A 15,158-nucleotide genomic window follows, 5' to 3' on the forward strand; every position below is an offset into this window, starting at 1 on the left:
TGTTGGCTAAGTGCCAAGCGCGCCTTTAGCTCAGTTGGTAGAGCACTGGACTTTTAATCCATTGGTCGCGGGTTCGACCCCCGCAGGGCGCACAGAGAAGCGGTTCTGACTAGGAGAAATCTAAGTCAGAACCGCTTTCTGTTTAAGTCGTTGCCCCCAAATTCAAGGGAAACCCAACGAATTCGATTATCTGACTGGATCCGGGAGTGCCAGTTGATCTCGGACAATCTTCCTGCTGCCTGCACTTTCTCAACGACGTCGAGGGCCGAAGTCTCTGAACCGAAGATCCACAAGGCCCGATTCGCTTCGCATTCTTCTAGCTCGCTCAGATAGAAGTATGTGGGGTCCCAGCCGACCTTGAACTCGCTCGGCATACCGTTCAAGAACGTGGAGGACAGCTCGACCGGTCCGCTTTCAACAGGTTGCGTCAGTGGTCGTCCTCAACGGGCGTGCGCTGTTTGTGATGGCAACCGCCTTATTGCCGACATGCCCCCGGGGACCTGGAAGTCCGTCTGTGCTTCCGGCGCTTTGTGGTCCGCGGATGTGTAGGCTTGGAGCAGTATATTGCTGTTGTGTCCAGGACAGAGAGGCACGTTCATGGCCAGGATTGGGAAGTCGCTCCCGATTGCGGACGAGTTGGCCGCTGCGGCGGCGGGTGCCGCCGGGTTGCTCATGTCCGAGGCCACCGTGGCCGAAACGCTGAAACTTATCACCGCCGCGGCGAAGTCCAGCGTCCCCTTCGCCATTGGTGCCGGGGTAACGTTGATGGATGCCAATGCCCGTCCGACCAGTGCTGCCGCCTCGGACGAGGTCGTCGAGCAGGCCGATAGTCTGCAATACGATCTCGAGCAGGGTCCTTGTCTCTCCGCCTGGGCCACGGGCGAAACGGTGGTGGTCCAGGACATTGCCGCCGACGATCGCTGGCCCGAATGGTCAAGGTTGGTGGCGCCGCTGGCCGTCGCCGCCTCCATCAGCGTTCCGCTGAAATCCTCCTCCGAGTCCTTTGGCGCGGTGAAAGTCTATGCCGCCGAGCCCCAGGCCTTCACTGAGCGCTCTCGAGGTGTCCTGGAGCTGCTGGCCCGGCAGGCTTCGGTGTTGCTGGAGCATGCCATCACCGCGGAACAGGCCAAGAAGGTCAGTGACGAGTTGCGCAGTACCCTGTATTTGCGAGACGTCATTGGCATGGCCAAGGGCATCATCATGGAACGTCATGGCGTTGCCGCCGATGACGCGGTGCGGCTGTTGTTGAAGCAGGCCATCGCGGAGGGCCGGACCCTGGGCGAGTTTGCCGCCCGGTTAGTCGAGGCCGCCACCCCGCAAGGTGCCTAGCGACGGGGAACAGGCCATGGAGATGGATGACGATGATTTGCAGCTGAAGCAGCTGCGCCAGGCGCTGCCGCTTGCGGGCCTGACGGTGGGCGAGTTATGGCTAAAGTACTTCGGCCTTGGCGGGTCAGCCGGCCAATTCGAAATCGAGGCTTATCTTTTTGCCGCCCATGCGTTGCCCACGTTGGAGCGCGATCTGGTGGCCCACGCGATCAATGAACGCTTCATGGACCTGGACATGGATCTCAGGGTCCCGTACTCCACTGACCAGGACCCGGGAAAGACGGAAACCTAAATGGGCGCCCGAGGCCACGACGCACGCAGCCAAGACGAGCTGCAAGACCTGCTACTTGAGAGCGAGGGCTTCAGCGACTTCATGCTGGAGCTGGTGCTGATTGCCGCGGCGGGGCTGGGCAGCGGCAAGCCGGTGCTGTGTTCCATCACGGTGGAGCGCGAGGGCTTCCCGCTCACGGTGGCAAGCAGCGAGCTCGATGCCATGGTCCTGGATGAACGCCAGTACGCCTTTGACAATGGTCCCTGCCTGACCGCGCTGCGGCAGCAGCGCAAGGTCTTCATCCCGGAAATGGACGAGTCGAGGACTTGGCGGGATTATGCGCGGGAGATCGGCTCCAGCGGAGTGCATGCCATCCTCGCGGTCCCCGTGGAAGCCGGCAGCGGCACCCAGGCCGCGCTGAACTGCTATGCCCGCGAACCCGGAATAATGGATTCGGACTTTGTTTCCGCAGTGGAGGCCTTCGCCGGATCGATTTCGCGCATCCTGCGCTTGGCCCTGCGATTCCACCTGCCTGCCCTGGCCGGCGCCGACCTCGGTTCGGAGCTGCGGGCCCGCGGGCTGGTTGACGGGGCGGTGGCGGTGATCATGGTCCGGGACAAGTGCAGCCGTGCCGAGGCTTTCGCTCAATTGAGTCGCTCGGCATTCTCGGCGAACGTGCGCCTCGGCGACAGGGCGATCGAGGTCCTGCGTGAGGCGCGACGCGCCCGGGGGATGGAATAGTCCTTCGTCCCTTGCCCGGGACCAGGGCAAGATGGCAGCGGCACGAAACCGGGAATTTTCCGGCTCCGTGGCCGGACAACCCCAAAACCTCGTTTTTGAGGGTTCCGGCCTCGCGGACTTCCTGGAGCAGCTGTGCGGATTCTCCGCCGTGCGGGCGTCGGCCGTGCTGCCGGCCCACCGAATATGCCAATGCCCTTGGCAACGGGCTGACCCGCTGGCCGGAGTAGGCCGGGGCTCACCGCGGTCCCGCCGTCCGCAGGGGCATGCGGCTCAGGCACAAGGTCCACCCGCCCGCCGGCGCTATGGCTCGCCGCGCGTCAGCATGAGTATGCGGATCCGCAGCAGACCCTGAGGTCGCGCACCCATCGATTTGGCGTCAACATGGGACGGCGGGTCGCTCCCGGGAAGAGGCGTTCAAGTTCTCTTCGCGGGCGGCTTCCATCCGCAACCAGAAAGGCGTGGTCCTGGCCACCGGACTCGCGGACACCCTGACCGCGAAACACGTCAAGACCTACTTCGGGCGAGGCCTGGGAGCCGGCTAGATGTCGGTGCCGTAGCCCCGCAGCAGGAAGGAGTGTGGCAGCGCGGGCAGGCGGTGGGTGCGGATTCCCTGGAATTCCTCGCACCGGCCACACCAGCATTCAACGTCCCAGGCCGAGGGCGCGGGCCCATGCGGTGGTACTGGCCTGACCTGTTCAAAGACCAAGTACTTGTCGCTGTGGCAGGTTCCGCAACTGATCGGCGGCACGCTCTCCTGCGTCGATGGTGAGACCAAGGTGATTTTGGCGGTGTCCGCGGGTAGCTCGCTGCGACGTTGCGGGGTGGCGAACAATTGCTGGATGGTCATGAGCCCTGTCCTCGAATTTCCGATACGCGGATGACGTGCTTCCCGGGGTCTGGAGAACCACGTGCGGCCGACAAAAACCCCGCCGGCCGATCGATAAATCGATTATGCCCAACACGTGTTGCCGAATTCAAGGGGATTTCACCTCGTGCCCCGCGGTGTCCGGACCCGCCATCCGCCCCGCGGGGTCCCGGGCGTGGCGCGGGCCAGGGGCCGGTGTGGCCCGGGGCTGAAAGCGACGAGGCTGGCGGCGGTCGGATCCGTGGAGGCTACGGGAGGGCCACGATGCAAACAATCCTTCCCGAGGCGGATAACAAGTGGCACAGTAAAAGGGAAAGGTAGCCATGGTGCGGGCGGGCACTTTCGTCGAATGGCTGCGCAGACCCGGAAGTAAGGGGACCAGCGATGGATAGCGACCAACTGACCAGCGTCGGCGAGTACCTCTATGGGAAGGTGCTGGATACCGAGCAGATTGAGGGGTTTCTCAATGCGCTGACGCACGTGGCGGTGCAGGAACTTTCCGGCGGGGACCCGGGGCGGGTGCTGTGCGGGATCACGCTGGTGCGCCGCCACCGCGCGGGCACGGTGGCCAGCAGCAGCCTCGAGGCCCAGGAAGTGGACGAGGTCCAGTACGGCTTGGGCGAGGGGCCGTGCCTCACCGCTGCCCGGGACCGGGGCTTGGTCCTGGTCCCGGACTTGCGCGTGGAACATCGCTGGCCGAGGTATGTCGGGCACATGGTATCCCGGGGGATTGGCTCGGTGCTGGCGGTGCCATTCGATCTACAGGACGGGGACGGCGCCGCATTGAACTTGTATTCGCGCCAGGTCCACGGGTTCGACCCCCGGCAGGTCGAGGCCGCGCGGGGATATGCGGACCAGGCGTCCACCGCGCTGGCCTTGGCGCTCCAGGTGGCCAGGCACCGGGAGGAAGCTGAACAGTTGCTGGAGGCGATGAAGGCACGCACCACCATCGACCTGGCTGTGGGAATCGTCATGGGGCAGAACCGGTGCTCGCAGCAGGAGGCCTTCGGCATCCTGCTGGCAGCGTCCAACAGCCGCAACATCAAGCTGCGCGACGTGGCGGCCGCCGTGGTCGGCTCCGCGACCCCCGAGGCCCCCGCGACCCATTTCGACAGGTAGCCGCCGCCGCAAGGACCCTCTGCGGCGTTCTCCGTGGGGGCAGTGCCCGCCCGGGGAGGATCTGGCCAGTGATCCTCGCGACGGCGGAGCAGGTGCCGCACTGCCGCGGACGGCAGCGATGGCGGGCCTCATTCGGATGCTATCCGCTCTGGCCTAGGTCGGCGCGTGCAAGGCGCAGGTGCCGCGGGATGCCGGGCGGCCGCGAGGAACTCCCGCACGGCGCGGGCAGGAATGCGGAAGGACTTACCGAAGCTCACCGCCGGCAGCTTGCCCTCCTGCACCAGGTCGTACACGGTCATCCTTGGCACGCGCATCGCGGCGGCGGCCTCGGCCATCCGCAGGTATTCGGTGTCCCCGGGGGGCTAGTGGTTGGAGCATGTCATCCCCCAATCCATGTAGCCTTCATCATCCCCCCGGCTGAACGACTGGTCCGGAGGCACCGTTCAGGGGACCTGCTGGGTTCCCATCGTAGGCGCGGTTTCGGCGGCGCTTCAATGTTTTGCACACCCACCCGGCGGGGCATTCTGCACGCCTTGAGCCCTTGAAAATCTGCCGCACATTCCTAGCCCGCCGGATACGGTCGGTCACTGGGCAGGGCGGCCAAGTGCACCGTCTTCGTTGCCGACCACGGCTACCATCGCGACCTTGCCGAACAGGATCGGACGGCCTTGGCAGTCGGTCTCTGAGATTTCGGCATCCAGCCTCTCCAGCACCCGCTGGGCCAGGCTGGAGGGGTGTCCCACCCAAATCGGGACGGCCGGCACCAGGATTTGTGCAGCCATGAGCTTGTCCCGGATGACGGGCGCGGGTTTACAGTGGTGGTCGCGGACTGCTACAAATGTCGACAACTAATCCATTGGCCGGGGGGTCGACCCCCGCGGGGCGCACAGAACTACCTATCCCCGCTCTCCTCGTGAGGGCGGGGATCATCTGTTTCCTGGATCCCCGATCCATGGTGAGCCGCAGCAACAATCTTCACCTGGCCTGCCGTCGAACGGTTTGCCGGAGCGCAGCCACTGGGATGGCATTCGCAGAAGCGGTCGATGTTGCGCAGGACACATTGGTGCGGTTATGGTTGCATCGTCAGGCGGAACGTTTCTGAAGTTCCTGCCGTCGCTCTAAAAATGGGCGAAATCCGGGTTCGCTGCCCGAAGACGAATATGGCCTTAGTTCTTTTTGCTGCATTCGAAAGTCACAAAAAATGTCTACAGTTTCCGCTGCCGTTTCCCGCGCCCTCCTAACCTGCACTTCCGAGATCTTCGGAGTCATGGGGAACGGAAATGCCCACTTCCTTGACGCCGCGCTCCGCACCGGGTTCCGCTTCACCGCGGTACGCCACGAGTCGGCCGCCGTTACTGCCGCCGACGCCTACTTCCGCATCACCGGAAAGCCTGCCATCGCCACCACCACCTACGGTGCAGGGTTCAGCAACGCCATCACCCCGCTGGCAGAGGCCGCCAAGGCCAGGATCCCGATGGTGCTTGTCACCGGGGACCAGCCCTCCACCGGCGCCCGCCCCTGGGACATTGACCAGGGCGCCATCAACGACGCAGTGGGCGCCACGACCTTCGTGGTTGATGCGCAGCGCCCGATGGCCATAGCGTTCGAGGCGGTCGGCCACGCCCTGCGCGAGCGCACCGCGGTGGTGCTGTCGATTCCCTATGACATCGTTGCCGACGAAGCTGCCGAAGAGGGCCCGCTGTCGTTGGGCGACTTCGCGTTGGATCCCGGTTACCCGGCCGCCGCACCGGAACTGCTCACCCAGGCGGCCGCCGCCCTGAACGAGGCCAGGCGTCCGTTGGTGCTCTATGGCCGCGGGGCACGGCTGTCCGGTGCGGCGCAAGCAATCACCGCGCTCGCCGATTCCCTGGGGGCACTGAGCTCAAGCACGGTGCTCGCGCCAAACCTCCTGGCCGACCGCCACGGGGACTTGGGGATCGCCGGCGGGTTCTCTTCCGGGGAAACCGCCGCCCTCATCCACGAAGCCGACGTGGTGCTGGTGCTCGGGGCCGGGCTGAACCAGTTCACCACCCGCTTCGGGGAGCTTTTCAACGTCGGCGCCCAGGTGATCCAGGTCGATGTGGCCACCGCCGCAACGAGCCCGCGGGTTGACGTGTTCCTCCGGGCCGACGTGGCAGCGGTTGCCGATTCCCTGCTGCCGCTGGTGCGCGGGCGCCACGGCGGCCTGCGCTGGGTGGATGAGGTGGGCGACCGGTTGGCGAGGGTCAACGACCATGCGCCCGGCGACGAGGCGGCACCGGACGGATTGCTCGATCCGCGGTCGGTGGCGCGTGCCCTGAACGCGATCATGCCCGCGGACCGCGTGGTGGTGCAGGACGGCGGGCACTTCATCGGCTGGGGCCCCATGTACTGGGATGTCCCCGGGCCGCATGCCCTGAACCTGGTGGGCACCGCCTACCAGAGCATTGGGCTGGGCCTGGCCTCCGCAGTGGGTGCCGGGGCCGCGGCACCGGAGTCGACGATCGTGCTGGCCAGTGGCGACGGCGGCTTCCTCATGGGCCTGGCGGACCTCGAATCCGTCATTCGCACCGTGCGCAGCGGCATCGTCGTCATCTACAACGACGCCGCCTACGGGGCGGAGATCCACCAATACGGATCCATCGGGCTGCATGAGGGGCCCATGCTGATTCCCGAGGTCGACTTTGCCGCCGTGGCGCGCGGGCTCGGTGCCTCGGCCACGAAAGTGCGCAGCCTGGAAGACCTAGCCGGGTTGCGCGACTGGGTCGCAGCGGGGGCCGACGGGATCCATCTGGTGGACTGCCGCATTTCCCCGGATGTTCGGGCACCGTACATGGAGGAAGTCCTCGAGGCCAACCGCAAGGCCGCCGGCGTTCGCGGCTGAGCCTTCCGGCCGTACGGGGCGGGCCGGTGGGTTTCGCCGACAGAAAAACCCCTGACTGGATAAAATACCGACCTACCGGAAAGTAGGTTCCACCCCTAATGTGGAATGGTGCGACATTCGATCCGGACGGCCCTGGCCGCCGCAACACTCATCGCCTTGGGGGCGGCAGGTACCCTCCCTGCGCAGGCGCACCCAACGGCCGAAGCACGGTCGATCTCCGTGCAGCCGCGCTCGGCAGCCCCCATTCCCTATGCCGAAGGGCGTGACGTCATGGCACCCTCCCTGCGTGTGGCGACGTTCAACGCCGCGCTGAACCGGCCGCAGCCCGGCCAACTTGCGCTGGACCTCTCCACCCCGCTGGACGCCCAGGCGCAGGCGGTGGCGGAGATTGTGCAGCGCAACTCACCCGACGTGCTGCTGCTCAACGAATTCGACTACGACCCGGAGGGTGCCGCCGCGGAAGGCTTCAAGCGCAACTACCTGGAGCGCAGCCAGGGCGGACAGGATCCCATCTACTACCCCTACAAGTATCTGGCCCCCTCCAATACGGGGATCCCCAGCGGTGCGGACCTCGACGGGGACGGCATTGTCGGCGGCCCCGCCGACGCCCTGGGCTACGGGGAGTTCGAGGGCCAATATGGCATGGTGCTCTTCTCCAAGCACCCCATAGAGGCCGCGAAGATCCGTACCTTCCAGAAGTTCCTGTGGAAGGACATGCCGGACTCGCAAATGCCGACCCGGCACTACGGCGAGCTGGTCCGCGGCGTGCTGCCCCTGCCCAGCAAGTCCATGTGGGATGTGCCGATCACCGTGGGGGACAAGACCATCCACGTGATTGCCGCCCACCCCGCCCCGCCGGTCTTCGATGGCCCGGAAAAACGCAACAGGGCGCGCAACCACGACGAGATCCGGCTCATCAACGACTACCTGGGCGGGGAAGGCCGCGGCGAGTACATCTATGACGATTCGGGCAAGCGCGGAGCGCTGGAGCCCGGCAGCGACTTCGTGGTGCTGGGGGACTTGAACTCCGACGCCGGCTCGGGGGACTCCGATCCGGCGGCCATCACGAAGCTGCTCGGCAACCCGCTGCTGGTTGATCCGCTGCCGGCCGCTGCCGAGCGCACAGGGGACCGCGAAGCCAGGGGCATTGCGGGCATTACCGGCAGCGCCCTGGGCACCGCCGACTTCGGCCGGGGAAGTGCAGGGGTGCTGCGCGTGGACTACGTGTTGCCCTCGGCAACGCTGCCGGCGCGGGGTTCGGGTGTCTACTGGCCGGGAGCCGGCCAAGACGGTGCCGGGCTTGTCTCCGGCTGGCCGCCGGCCAGCAGCGACCACAGACTGGTCTGGGTCGACGTCACCGTATCCGGCTGATCCCCGGCAACCTATCGGCAACGGCCGGGACCCCGGTAAAAATCGGGGACCCGGCCGTTGAATTGGTTTTCCTGCCTGTCAGGAAACCCTGTGGTCGCCACGCGACTCGACTGCGGAGGCCGGCGTTTCCTCTGGGGTGCCAAGGCCCCCGGCCAGGCGGCGCCTGGAACGGCGCTGGGCCACGGCGTTGAGCACCCCGATCGCCACGGTGAGCCCGAGGGTGGCGAGCAACTGGGTGCGGGACGCCGGATCGAAGAGCGCCAGCACCACGATCCCGGCCAGCATCGCCAGCGCCAGGATCGAGAGGTGCGGGAAGAGCGGCATCCGCACCGGCAGGTGGATGCTCGGGTCCCTGTCCGCACGGATGCGCAGGATGAGCTGCGAGAGCGCAATGAATCCCCAGGTGACCAGCAGCGTGGAACCCACGGCGTTGAGCAGCATCGGCATCACCAGATCCGGCGCGAGGTAGTTCATGACCACCGCGATCGTGCACAGGATGACCGAGGCGCTCACCGCCACGTACGGCGTCTTGTTCCGGTTGCGGACCTGGATGACCCGCGGGGCGATCCCGCGCTCGGAGAGCGAAAGCAACATGCGCGAGGCGGCATAGATGTTCGCGTTCATGGCCGAGAGCAGGGCGATGACCACCACCAGCGCCATGACGGAGTCGATCCACGGGATGTGCGCGAAGGTGAGCACCGCAACGAACGGGGAAGCGGCAAGCTCCGGCGAATACCAGGGCAGCACCGAGACCATCACCAAGGCGGAGCCCACGTAGAAGACCAGCACGCGGAACAGGACCCCGCGCACGGCCTTGCGGATGGAGGTTCGCGGGTCATCGCTTTCGGCCGCGGCAATGGCCACGATCTCGATGCCGCCGAAGGCGAAGATGACCATCAGCAGCCCGGCGCACAGCCCGACCACGCCGTTGGGCAGGAAGCCGTCGTGGGCCACCAGGTTGGAAAGGCCGGTGGCTTCGACGCCCGGAACCAACCCGAGGATGATGGCCACGCCGATGCCAAGGAACGCCACAATAGCGGCGACCTTGAGGAAGGAGAACCAGTACTCGAATTGGCCGAAGCGTGCCACGTTGGCCAGGTTGACGGCGGTCAGCAGGGCCAGGAAAACCAGAGACCAGGTGCCCTGCGATACCCCGGGGAGCCATCCGCCGACAATGGCCGCGGCACCGGTGGCCTCGGCGGCGATGACGATGACGCCCTGGATCCAGTAAAGCCATCCGATGATGGCCCCGGCGTTGGGGCCCATGGCCTTGGTGGCATATACGGAGAAGGATCCGGACGAGGGGTTCGCCGCGGCCATTTCGCCGAGCATGTTCATGATCAGGATGACCAGGAAGCCGGCCAGGGCGAAGGCCAGGACGATGCCCGGCCCGGCCACGGCAACGGCCTGCCCGGAACCGATGAACAGGCCGGCGCCAATGGCGCCGCCCAGGCCCATCATGGTGATCTGCCGGGTGCTCAGGCTCGCGGGCCTCGGGGCGGTCTGGGTGTTAGACATGGGCGGGGGCTTCCTGCAGTGCGGAGATGACGGCGGTGGCGATGGCCGCGTTGGCTTCTGGGGACCCGATGGAGATCCGGATGCCCTCCCCGGCAAAGGCGCGTGCCCAGATGCCGGCGGCCCGTAGTCCCGCATCGACGGCCTCGGTGTCATCGCCGGTGGACAGCCAGATGAAGTTGGCCTGGGATTCGGTGACGGTGACTCCGGCTTCGCGCAGCGTGGCCAGCAGGGATTCGCGGGCGGTCACCAGATCGTCAATGCGTACCTGGAGTTCGTCTTCATGTTCCAGGGACAGCACCGCGGCGCGCTGGGCCAGCGCGGTGACCCCGAACGGTACGGCGGTCTTGCGCAGGTTTGCAGCGACCGCGGGAGGCGCCACGGCGTAGCCGATGCGCAGCCCGGCCAGCCCGTAGGCCTTGGAGAAGGTGTGCAGCACCGCGATGTTGGGGTAGCGGTGGAAGAAGTCCAGGCCGATGGCCGAATCGCGCGCGGTGTTGAAGTGGACGTAGGCCTCGTCGATGACCACCAGCACGTGTGCCGGGACCTTGGCCATGAAGGCGTCCACGGCCGCGGCGTCAACCACGGTGCCGGTCGGGTTGTTGGGGTTGCAGATGAAGACCAGCGCGGTGCGCTCGTTGATGGCCTCCGCCATGGCGGCCAGGTCGTGGGCCCCGTCGGCATCCAGCGGCACCATCACCGGAGTGGCCCCGGCGACATGGGCGAGGATGGGGTAGGCCTCGAAGGAGCGCCAGGCGAAGACGACCTCGTCGCCGGGATTGGCGGTCGCGTGGATCAACTGGCCGGCGACCTCAACCGACCCGGCTCCCAGGGCAATGGTCTCCGGTTCCACGCCGAGGCGGGCGGCCAGCGCACCGACAAGTTCGGGGGCAGCGGCATTGGGGTATTGGTTGATGGTGCCCAGCTCGGAGGAAAGGCCCGCGATGACGGAGTCCAGCGGCGGATACGGGTTTTCGTTGGAGGAGAGCTTGAAGGCCTTCTGGGCCGCACCCGGTGTGGCACCCTGCCTGTAGGCCGGGATCGAGTCAAGGGAAGTGCGCTGGGCGAGGGTCATGGGTGGGTGCCTTTCGAAAAACAAGCTGCTCGCACGTCGCCGGTGACGCGCCTCACAAAAGCTACGAAAATGAGCTTCGGCCGGTCAAACGCCCGGCAAAAGACCGCACAGGTTGTACAGAAAGATCAGTGCGCGTGGTGGATCACTGGACATTGTGCCCAATGTTTTTTCTAGCCGCATTCAGGGTACCGCCATTGCGCAGCGAGTTGCTTCGCAAGCGGTTGCCCGGCTCTGCGGGGGACTCTGGATTGTGCAGCGCTGCATCCCGCGCCAACGGGATGACCCGGTTCTCGAAGTGCGTTGCCAGCACGATGGAGGAGGCGGAGCGGCCCATGCCCTCGGTGGCGGAGATTGCATCGATGACCCGCTGCAGGTCGGCGGTGGAGCGGGCCACGATCTTCACCAAAAAATCGCTGGATCCCGAGACGGTGTGCAGCTCGAGGATCTCCGGGATCTGCTCGAGCTTCTCGGCCATTCCGTCGTGGCCCAGGTTCTGCTGGATCTGCAGCGAACAGAAGGCGGCGACCGGATAGCCCATTGCGGCTGCATCGATTTGCGGGGCGATGCGCGTGATCACCCCGGATTCATGCAGCCGGTTCAGCCGGTTTTGCACCGTGCCGCGGGCAACTCCCAGGCGCTTGGAACACTCCATGACCCCGATGCCGGGAAAGTCGGTGAACAGCTCGATCAGTGACACGTCCAACGAATCGATTCTCATGCGCCCCAGTATGCGGCTGAAGCCGCCTTGCGCGCGAATCGGCCGGCGGGCACGGGTTACGGTGGATGAATGGATGAGGGAATCTATTCCCGGCCGGCGGGCCGGCGGGCGGGCACCGACCTGGTCATGATGCTGCATGGCTACGGCTCAAACCCGGAACGGATGACGGGTTGGTTCGACGAGCTTCCGCCGGATGCCACCGGGGTGGCGTTGCGCGGGCCGATGGAGGTCGGAGGGGACCGGGGTTGGTTCCTGCTCGATTACTTCCTCGCCAATGACTTTGCCAAGGTGGTCTCCGCTGCACAGCAGGTGTTCGATTGGCAGGACAGGTATGCCCGCGGCTATCGCTCGATCAGCCTGCTGGGGCATTCGCAGGGAATGGCCATGGCCACGACGCTGCACCGGCTGCGGCCGGGAAATTATGCCACGATCACGGGACTTAGTGGCTTTGTACTCTCCAACGAGCTGCTTTCCCTTACCGACATCGTTCCGGAGCCCGGGGAAGCGGTTCCGTTTTTCTGGGGCAGGGACCCCTTCGACCTGGTGATCAACCCCGATGCCGTCGCGTACACGGGGCAATGGCTCGACGAACACACGGCCCTGACGTCCCGCACTTACCCGGAGATGGGGCACGGCTTCGGTGCCGACGAGCGCCGCGACGTGCGCAACTTCTACCGGCACTACCTCGCGGCCAAGCCAACGGCGTGATTCCCGCCCGCTGCACGCACAATCAACCGGATGGTTGATCCGGCCGGGGGCGCATCCGGGCACAGTGGATGGTGAGATGCGGCAAGGCCTCGTGCCCGAGGGCCCTGTCGGCACAACCATTGTTTGCCCGGGCACCAGCGAAAGGAACCACAACGCCATGATGCGCCTGATGTACACCGCCTTTGTCTTTGGAATCACCGGAGTCCTCTCGGGCCTCTATTACCGCGAGCTGACGAAGGCTAGCGACGTCGCTGACCGTTCGGCATCCCAGCTGCCGCTGGTGCACACCCACCTGCTGGTGCTCGGCTTCGTGTTCCTGCTCATCATGTTGGCGTTGGAGCGGCTCTTTGCCATTTCCGCCGCCGCTCCGCGGGCCTTCACCTGGTTCTACTGGATGTGGACGACCGGCGTTGCGGTGACCGGTGGCATGATGCTTGTCAAGGGGACGCTGGTGGTGTTGGGCAAGGATGCGAGCTCGGCCGCCTTCGCCGGCATTGCCGGTTTGGGACACATCTCCTTGAGCGTTGCGGTCATCCTCCTGTTTGTTGCCTTGCGGGCGGCCCTCAAGGCCGCTGAAACCTCCGGGTCGGCCGCGCCGGCGCTCGCCGGGCGCTAGCCGAAACAAGACTGGCTTCGGCACCCTGGGCGCGGAACCCTCCTGGCCAAGAGTGTTCCGTGCCGCAAGCGCATCAGCTTGGGGCTTGGCGCAGGCGACTGGATAGGGGGTGCGTTCGCTGGCTGCAACAGCTTGGTGTCCAGGGGAACTGAAGGACCCTGGCGAAAAGGGCGGGGACGCCTCTGAAGGGCCGCGGCGACGGGGTTGGTGCCGGCCATCATGGAGCGCCTCCCCGCGACTTCGGCGGCTTTCTGGGTGACCCCGAAGCAAAACCCCGGGCGGACTACAATCCATATGCGATTCGTCCCAATGGGGCCGCAATGGGTATTTCTGTTTACTGGATCACGGCACCTAGTGTGGAGGGTCACCGTTTGCAACACCCAGGAGCCCCCATATGTCAGCAGAAGCCCCAGTCCGTTCCGACCCGGGAGAGCCCGCGGGATCGATACGCGAAACGGCCGAAACGGCCGACTCGTTCGACACCGGTCCCCGCCGCAACCTGTGGGCATTGCTCGGCGGCCCGCTCGCCGGATTGGTCTTGGCCCTTGTCCTGCCTTCTAGCCTGGCCTTCGAGGGGCGGACCGTTGCCGGATGTGCCCTGTGGATGGCCATCTGGTGGATGACCGAGGCAGCGCCGATCCCGGTGACCTCGATGCTTCCATTGGTTCTTTTCCCGCTGTTTGGGATGGACACCATGGAGAATGTCGCTGCCCCGTATGCCTCGTCCGTGGTGTTCTTGGTGCTGGGTGGGGTGATTCTCGGCCTGGCGACGGAGAAGAGCCAGTTGCATCTGCGCATTGCGCTTCTGACCATCAGGGCGATGGGAACGAAGCCAAGCCAAATCGTCTTCGGCATGATGCTTGCCTCCGCCTTCATCTCGGCATGGGTTTCCAATACCGCGACGGCCGTCATCATGGTGCCGATTGGCGTGTCCATCCTTCAGCTGGTGCGCAGCATTGACAAGGATGCCGTAGACACGAAGTTCGCCGCCTCGATGATGCTCGGCATTGCCTATGGTGTCACTGTCGGCTCGATGGCGACCCTGATTGGGCAGCCGCCGATGGCCCTGATGAAGGCCTATATGGCATCGGAGCTTGGATACGACATGGGATTCGGCCAATGGATGCTGGTGGGCGTCCCGTTTGCCGCCGTCATGCTGGTGTTGGCGTGGCTGGTCCTGACAAAATTGGTGTTCCGCAGCTCCATGACCGAAATTCCCGGCGGCGCCGATCTGATCCGCGACGAACTGGCCAAGCTGGGCAGGATGACGACCCCGGAACGCCGCGTTTCGGCCATTTTCGCGGCCGCGATCTTCTGCTGGGTGGCTGTTCCGTTCATTGCAGCCATTCCCGCGGTCGAGGCCGCGCTGCCGTTCTTGGGCAAGATCTCGGACACCCAGGTGGCGATGGCCGCAGCCATCGCCTGCTTCCTGGTCCCGGCGCAGAAGCGTTCGGAGGCCAAGGGGTCTGCCCCGTTGCTGGGCTGGGGCTCGGCGCGCGATATCCCGTGGGGCCTGCTCCTGCTCTTCGGCGGAGGGCTCAGCCTGTCGGCCATGTTCACGCAGACCGGCCTCTCCCAGTGGATCGGCACTCAAGTTGGTGCCCTGCAGGGTATGCCGCCTGTAGTCATCCTGCTTATTGCGGCCATTGTTGGTCTGGGCTTGACGGAGCTGACTAGCAATACCGCCACAGCCGCTGCATTCTTCCCGATCATGGGCGCCGTGGCCGTGGGCATCGGCATGGACCCGGTGCTGATGACGATCGTGATGACGCTCGCGGTCTGCTCGGCATTCATGCTTCCGGTGGCAACGCCATCCAACGCCGTGGCCTTTGGAACGGGAGAAGTCTCCATCAAGCAGATGGTCCGTGCCGGCGTCTGGCTGAACCTTGTGGCGATCGTGCTGATCGTCGTTACCCTGTACACGTTGTTGCCGCTCGCGTTCGGTATCTCGATCTGACACCCTGCTG

General features: G+C 65.4%; 14 protein-coding genes, 1 tRNA gene and 1 pseudogene. 10 read left to right on the forward strand and 6 right to left on the reverse strand.

Going from position 1 to position 15,158, the window contains the following annotated elements; translation table 11 throughout:
- Nucleotides 1-19 precede the first annotated feature (19 nt).
- The 4 genes from OIU93_RS12980 (at nt 20) to OIU93_RS12995 (ending at nt 2,341) form a co-directional block, all read left to right on the forward strand.
- Nucleotides 20-92, forward strand: a tRNA-Lys gene (locus OIU93_RS12980).
- Nucleotides 93-597: 505 nt separating this feature from the next.
- Complete coding sequence (locus tag OIU93_RS12985) at nt 598-1,329, forward strand: GAF and ANTAR domain-containing protein (RefSeq protein ID WP_264270497.1); 732 nt, start codon at nt 598-600, stop codon at nt 1,327-1,329.
- 16 nt (nt 1,330-1,345) lie between these two features.
- A complete protein-coding gene (locus OIU93_RS12990) occupies nt 1,346-1,621 on the forward strand; it encodes a hypothetical protein (protein WP_264270498.1) in 276 nt (91 codons plus the stop codon).
- Nucleotides 1,622-2,341, forward strand: a complete 720-nt coding sequence (locus tag OIU93_RS12995; protein ID WP_264270499.1) for a GAF and ANTAR domain-containing protein — start codon at nt 1,622-1,624, stop codon at nt 2,339-2,341.
- A 538-nt stretch (nt 2,342-2,879) separates the two neighbouring features.
- Here OIU93_RS12995 and OIU93_RS13000 read toward each other — a convergent pair.
- Nucleotides 2,880-3,188 carry a hypothetical protein gene (locus OIU93_RS13000; RefSeq protein WP_264270500.1) on the reverse strand — a complete coding sequence of 103 codons (309 nt, stop codon included), beginning with the start codon at nt 3,186-3,188 and terminating at the stop codon, nt 2,880-2,882.
- Between the two features lie 402 nt (nt 3,189-3,590).
- Between OIU93_RS13000 and OIU93_RS13005 the strand changes: the two genes are divergently transcribed.
- Nucleotides 3,591-4,325 carry a GAF and ANTAR domain-containing protein gene (locus tag OIU93_RS13005; protein ID WP_264270501.1) on the forward strand — a complete coding sequence of 245 codons (735 nt, stop codon included), beginning with the start codon at nt 3,591-3,593 and terminating at the stop codon, nt 4,323-4,325.
- A gap of 128 nt (nt 4,326-4,453) precedes the next feature.
- Here OIU93_RS13005 and OIU93_RS13010 read toward each other — a convergent pair whose 3' ends face one another.
- Nucleotides 4,454-4,660, reverse strand: coding sequence for an excisionase family DNA-binding protein (locus tag OIU93_RS13010; RefSeq protein WP_264270502.1), 207 nt, complete (start codon nt 4,658-4,660; stop codon nt 4,454-4,456).
- Between the two features lie 270 nt (nt 4,661-4,930).
- Nucleotides 4,931-5,173 (reverse strand): annotated as a pseudogene (locus OIU93_RS13015) (NAD(P)H-dependent oxidoreductase); the annotation flags it as partial.
- 353 nt (nt 5,174-5,526) lie between these two features.
- Here OIU93_RS13015 and OIU93_RS13020 point away from each other — a divergent pair.
- Nucleotides 5,527-7,188, forward strand: coding sequence for a thiamine pyrophosphate-binding protein (locus OIU93_RS13020; RefSeq protein ID WP_264270503.1), 1,662 nt, complete (start codon nt 5,527-5,529; stop codon nt 7,186-7,188).
- A 105-nt stretch (nt 7,189-7,293) separates the two neighbouring features.
- Nucleotides 7,294-8,559: an endonuclease/exonuclease/phosphatase family protein gene (locus OIU93_RS13025; RefSeq protein ID WP_264270504.1), complete on the forward strand. Its 1,266-nt coding sequence runs from the start codon at nt 7,294-7,296 to the stop codon at nt 8,557-8,559.
- A gap of 78 nt (nt 8,560-8,637) precedes the next feature.
- Here the strand turns inward: OIU93_RS13025 and OIU93_RS13030 are convergent, their stop codons facing one another.
- The 3 genes from OIU93_RS13030 to OIU93_RS13040 form a co-directional block, all read right to left on the reverse strand.
- A complete protein-coding gene (locus OIU93_RS13030) occupies nt 8,638-10,077 on the reverse strand; it encodes an amino acid permease (protein ID WP_264270505.1) in 1,440 nt (479 codons plus the stop codon).
- Entirely contained in the window at nt 10,070-11,149 is a 1,080-nt protein-coding gene (hisC, locus tag OIU93_RS13035; protein WP_264270506.1) for a histidinol-phosphate transaminase, read from the reverse strand. Before hisC ends, OIU93_RS13030 begins: the two co-directional genes overlap by 8 nt.
- A gap of 142 nt (nt 11,150-11,291) precedes the next feature.
- The gene (locus tag OIU93_RS13040; RefSeq protein ID WP_264270507.1) at nt 11,292-11,867 is read right to left on the reverse strand and encodes an Lrp/AsnC family transcriptional regulator; all 576 of its coding nucleotides are present in this window, start codon (nt 11,865-11,867) and stop codon (nt 11,292-11,294) included.
- A 69-nt stretch (nt 11,868-11,936) separates the two neighbouring features.
- Between OIU93_RS13040 and OIU93_RS13045 the strand changes: the two genes are divergently transcribed.
- The 3 genes from OIU93_RS13045 (at nt 11,937) to OIU93_RS13055 (ending at nt 15,148) form a co-directional block, all read left to right on the forward strand.
- A complete protein-coding gene (locus OIU93_RS13045) occupies nt 11,937-12,575 on the forward strand; it encodes an alpha/beta hydrolase (RefSeq protein ID WP_264270508.1) in 639 nt (212 codons plus the stop codon).
- Between the two features lie 157 nt (nt 12,576-12,732).
- Nucleotides 12,733-13,191: a DUF2871 domain-containing protein gene (locus OIU93_RS13050; protein WP_264270509.1), complete on the forward strand. Its 459-nt coding sequence runs from the start codon at nt 12,733-12,735 to the stop codon at nt 13,189-13,191.
- Nucleotides 13,192-13,585: 394 nt separating this feature from the next.
- The gene (locus OIU93_RS13055; protein ID WP_264270510.1) at nt 13,586-15,148 is read left to right on the forward strand and encodes an SLC13 family permease; all 1,563 of its coding nucleotides are present in this window, start codon (nt 13,586-13,588) and stop codon (nt 15,146-15,148) included.
- The last annotated feature ends 10 nt before the right edge of the window (nt 15,149-15,158 follow it).

Source organism: Paeniglutamicibacter sp. ZC-3 (assembly GCF_025847175.2).
In the GTDB taxonomy this organism is placed as follows: Bacteria; Actinomycetota; Actinomycetes; order Actinomycetales; family Micrococcaceae; genus Paeniglutamicibacter; species Paeniglutamicibacter sulfureus.

Bases quoted from the DNA above. Each gene is read 5' to 3' on its own strand.
- OIU93_RS13050 (WP_264270509.1), top strand. From the start codon at position 12,733: ATGATGCGCCTGATGTACACCGCCTTTGTCTTTGGAATCACCGGAGTC.
- OIU93_RS13010 (WP_264270502.1), bottom strand. From the start codon at position 4,660: ATGGCCGAGGCCGCCGCCGCGATGCGCGTGCCAAGGATGACCGTGTAC.
- OIU93_RS12995 (WP_264270499.1), top strand. From the start codon at position 1,622: ATGGGCGCCCGAGGCCACGACGCACGCAGCCAAGACGAGCTGCAAGAC.
- OIU93_RS13055 (WP_264270510.1), top strand. From the start codon at position 13,586: ATGTCAGCAGAAGCCCCAGTCCGTTCCGACCCGGGAGAGCCCGCGGGA.
- hisC (WP_264270506.1), bottom strand. From the start codon at position 11,149: ATGACCCTCGCCCAGCGCACTTCCCTTGACTCGATCCCGGCCTACAGG.
- OIU93_RS12985 (WP_264270497.1), top strand. From the start codon at position 598: ATGGCCAGGATTGGGAAGTCGCTCCCGATTGCGGACGAGTTGGCCGCT.
- OIU93_RS13040 (WP_264270507.1), bottom strand. From the start codon at position 11,867: ATGAGAATCGATTCGTTGGACGTGTCACTGATCGAGCTGTTCACCGAC.
- OIU93_RS13020 (WP_264270503.1), top strand. From the start codon at position 5,527: ATGTCTACAGTTTCCGCTGCCGTTTCCCGCGCCCTCCTAACCTGCACT.
- OIU93_RS13045 (WP_264270508.1), top strand. From the start codon at position 11,937: ATGGATGAGGGAATCTATTCCCGGCCGGCGGGCCGGCGGGCGGGCACC.
- OIU93_RS13025 (WP_264270504.1), top strand. From the start codon at position 7,294: ATGGTGCGACATTCGATCCGGACGGCCCTGGCCGCCGCAACACTCATC.
- OIU93_RS13005 (WP_264270501.1), top strand. From the start codon at position 3,591: ATGGATAGCGACCAACTGACCAGCGTCGGCGAGTACCTCTATGGGAAG.
- OIU93_RS13030 (WP_264270505.1), bottom strand. From the start codon at position 10,077: ATGTCTAACACCCAGACCGCCCCGAGGCCCGCGAGCCTGAGCACCCGG.
- OIU93_RS12990 (WP_264270498.1), top strand. From the start codon at position 1,346: ATGGAGATGGATGACGATGATTTGCAGCTGAAGCAGCTGCGCCAGGCG.
- OIU93_RS13000 (WP_264270500.1), bottom strand. From the start codon at position 3,188: ATGACCATCCAGCAATTGTTCGCCACCCCGCAACGTCGCAGCGAGCTA.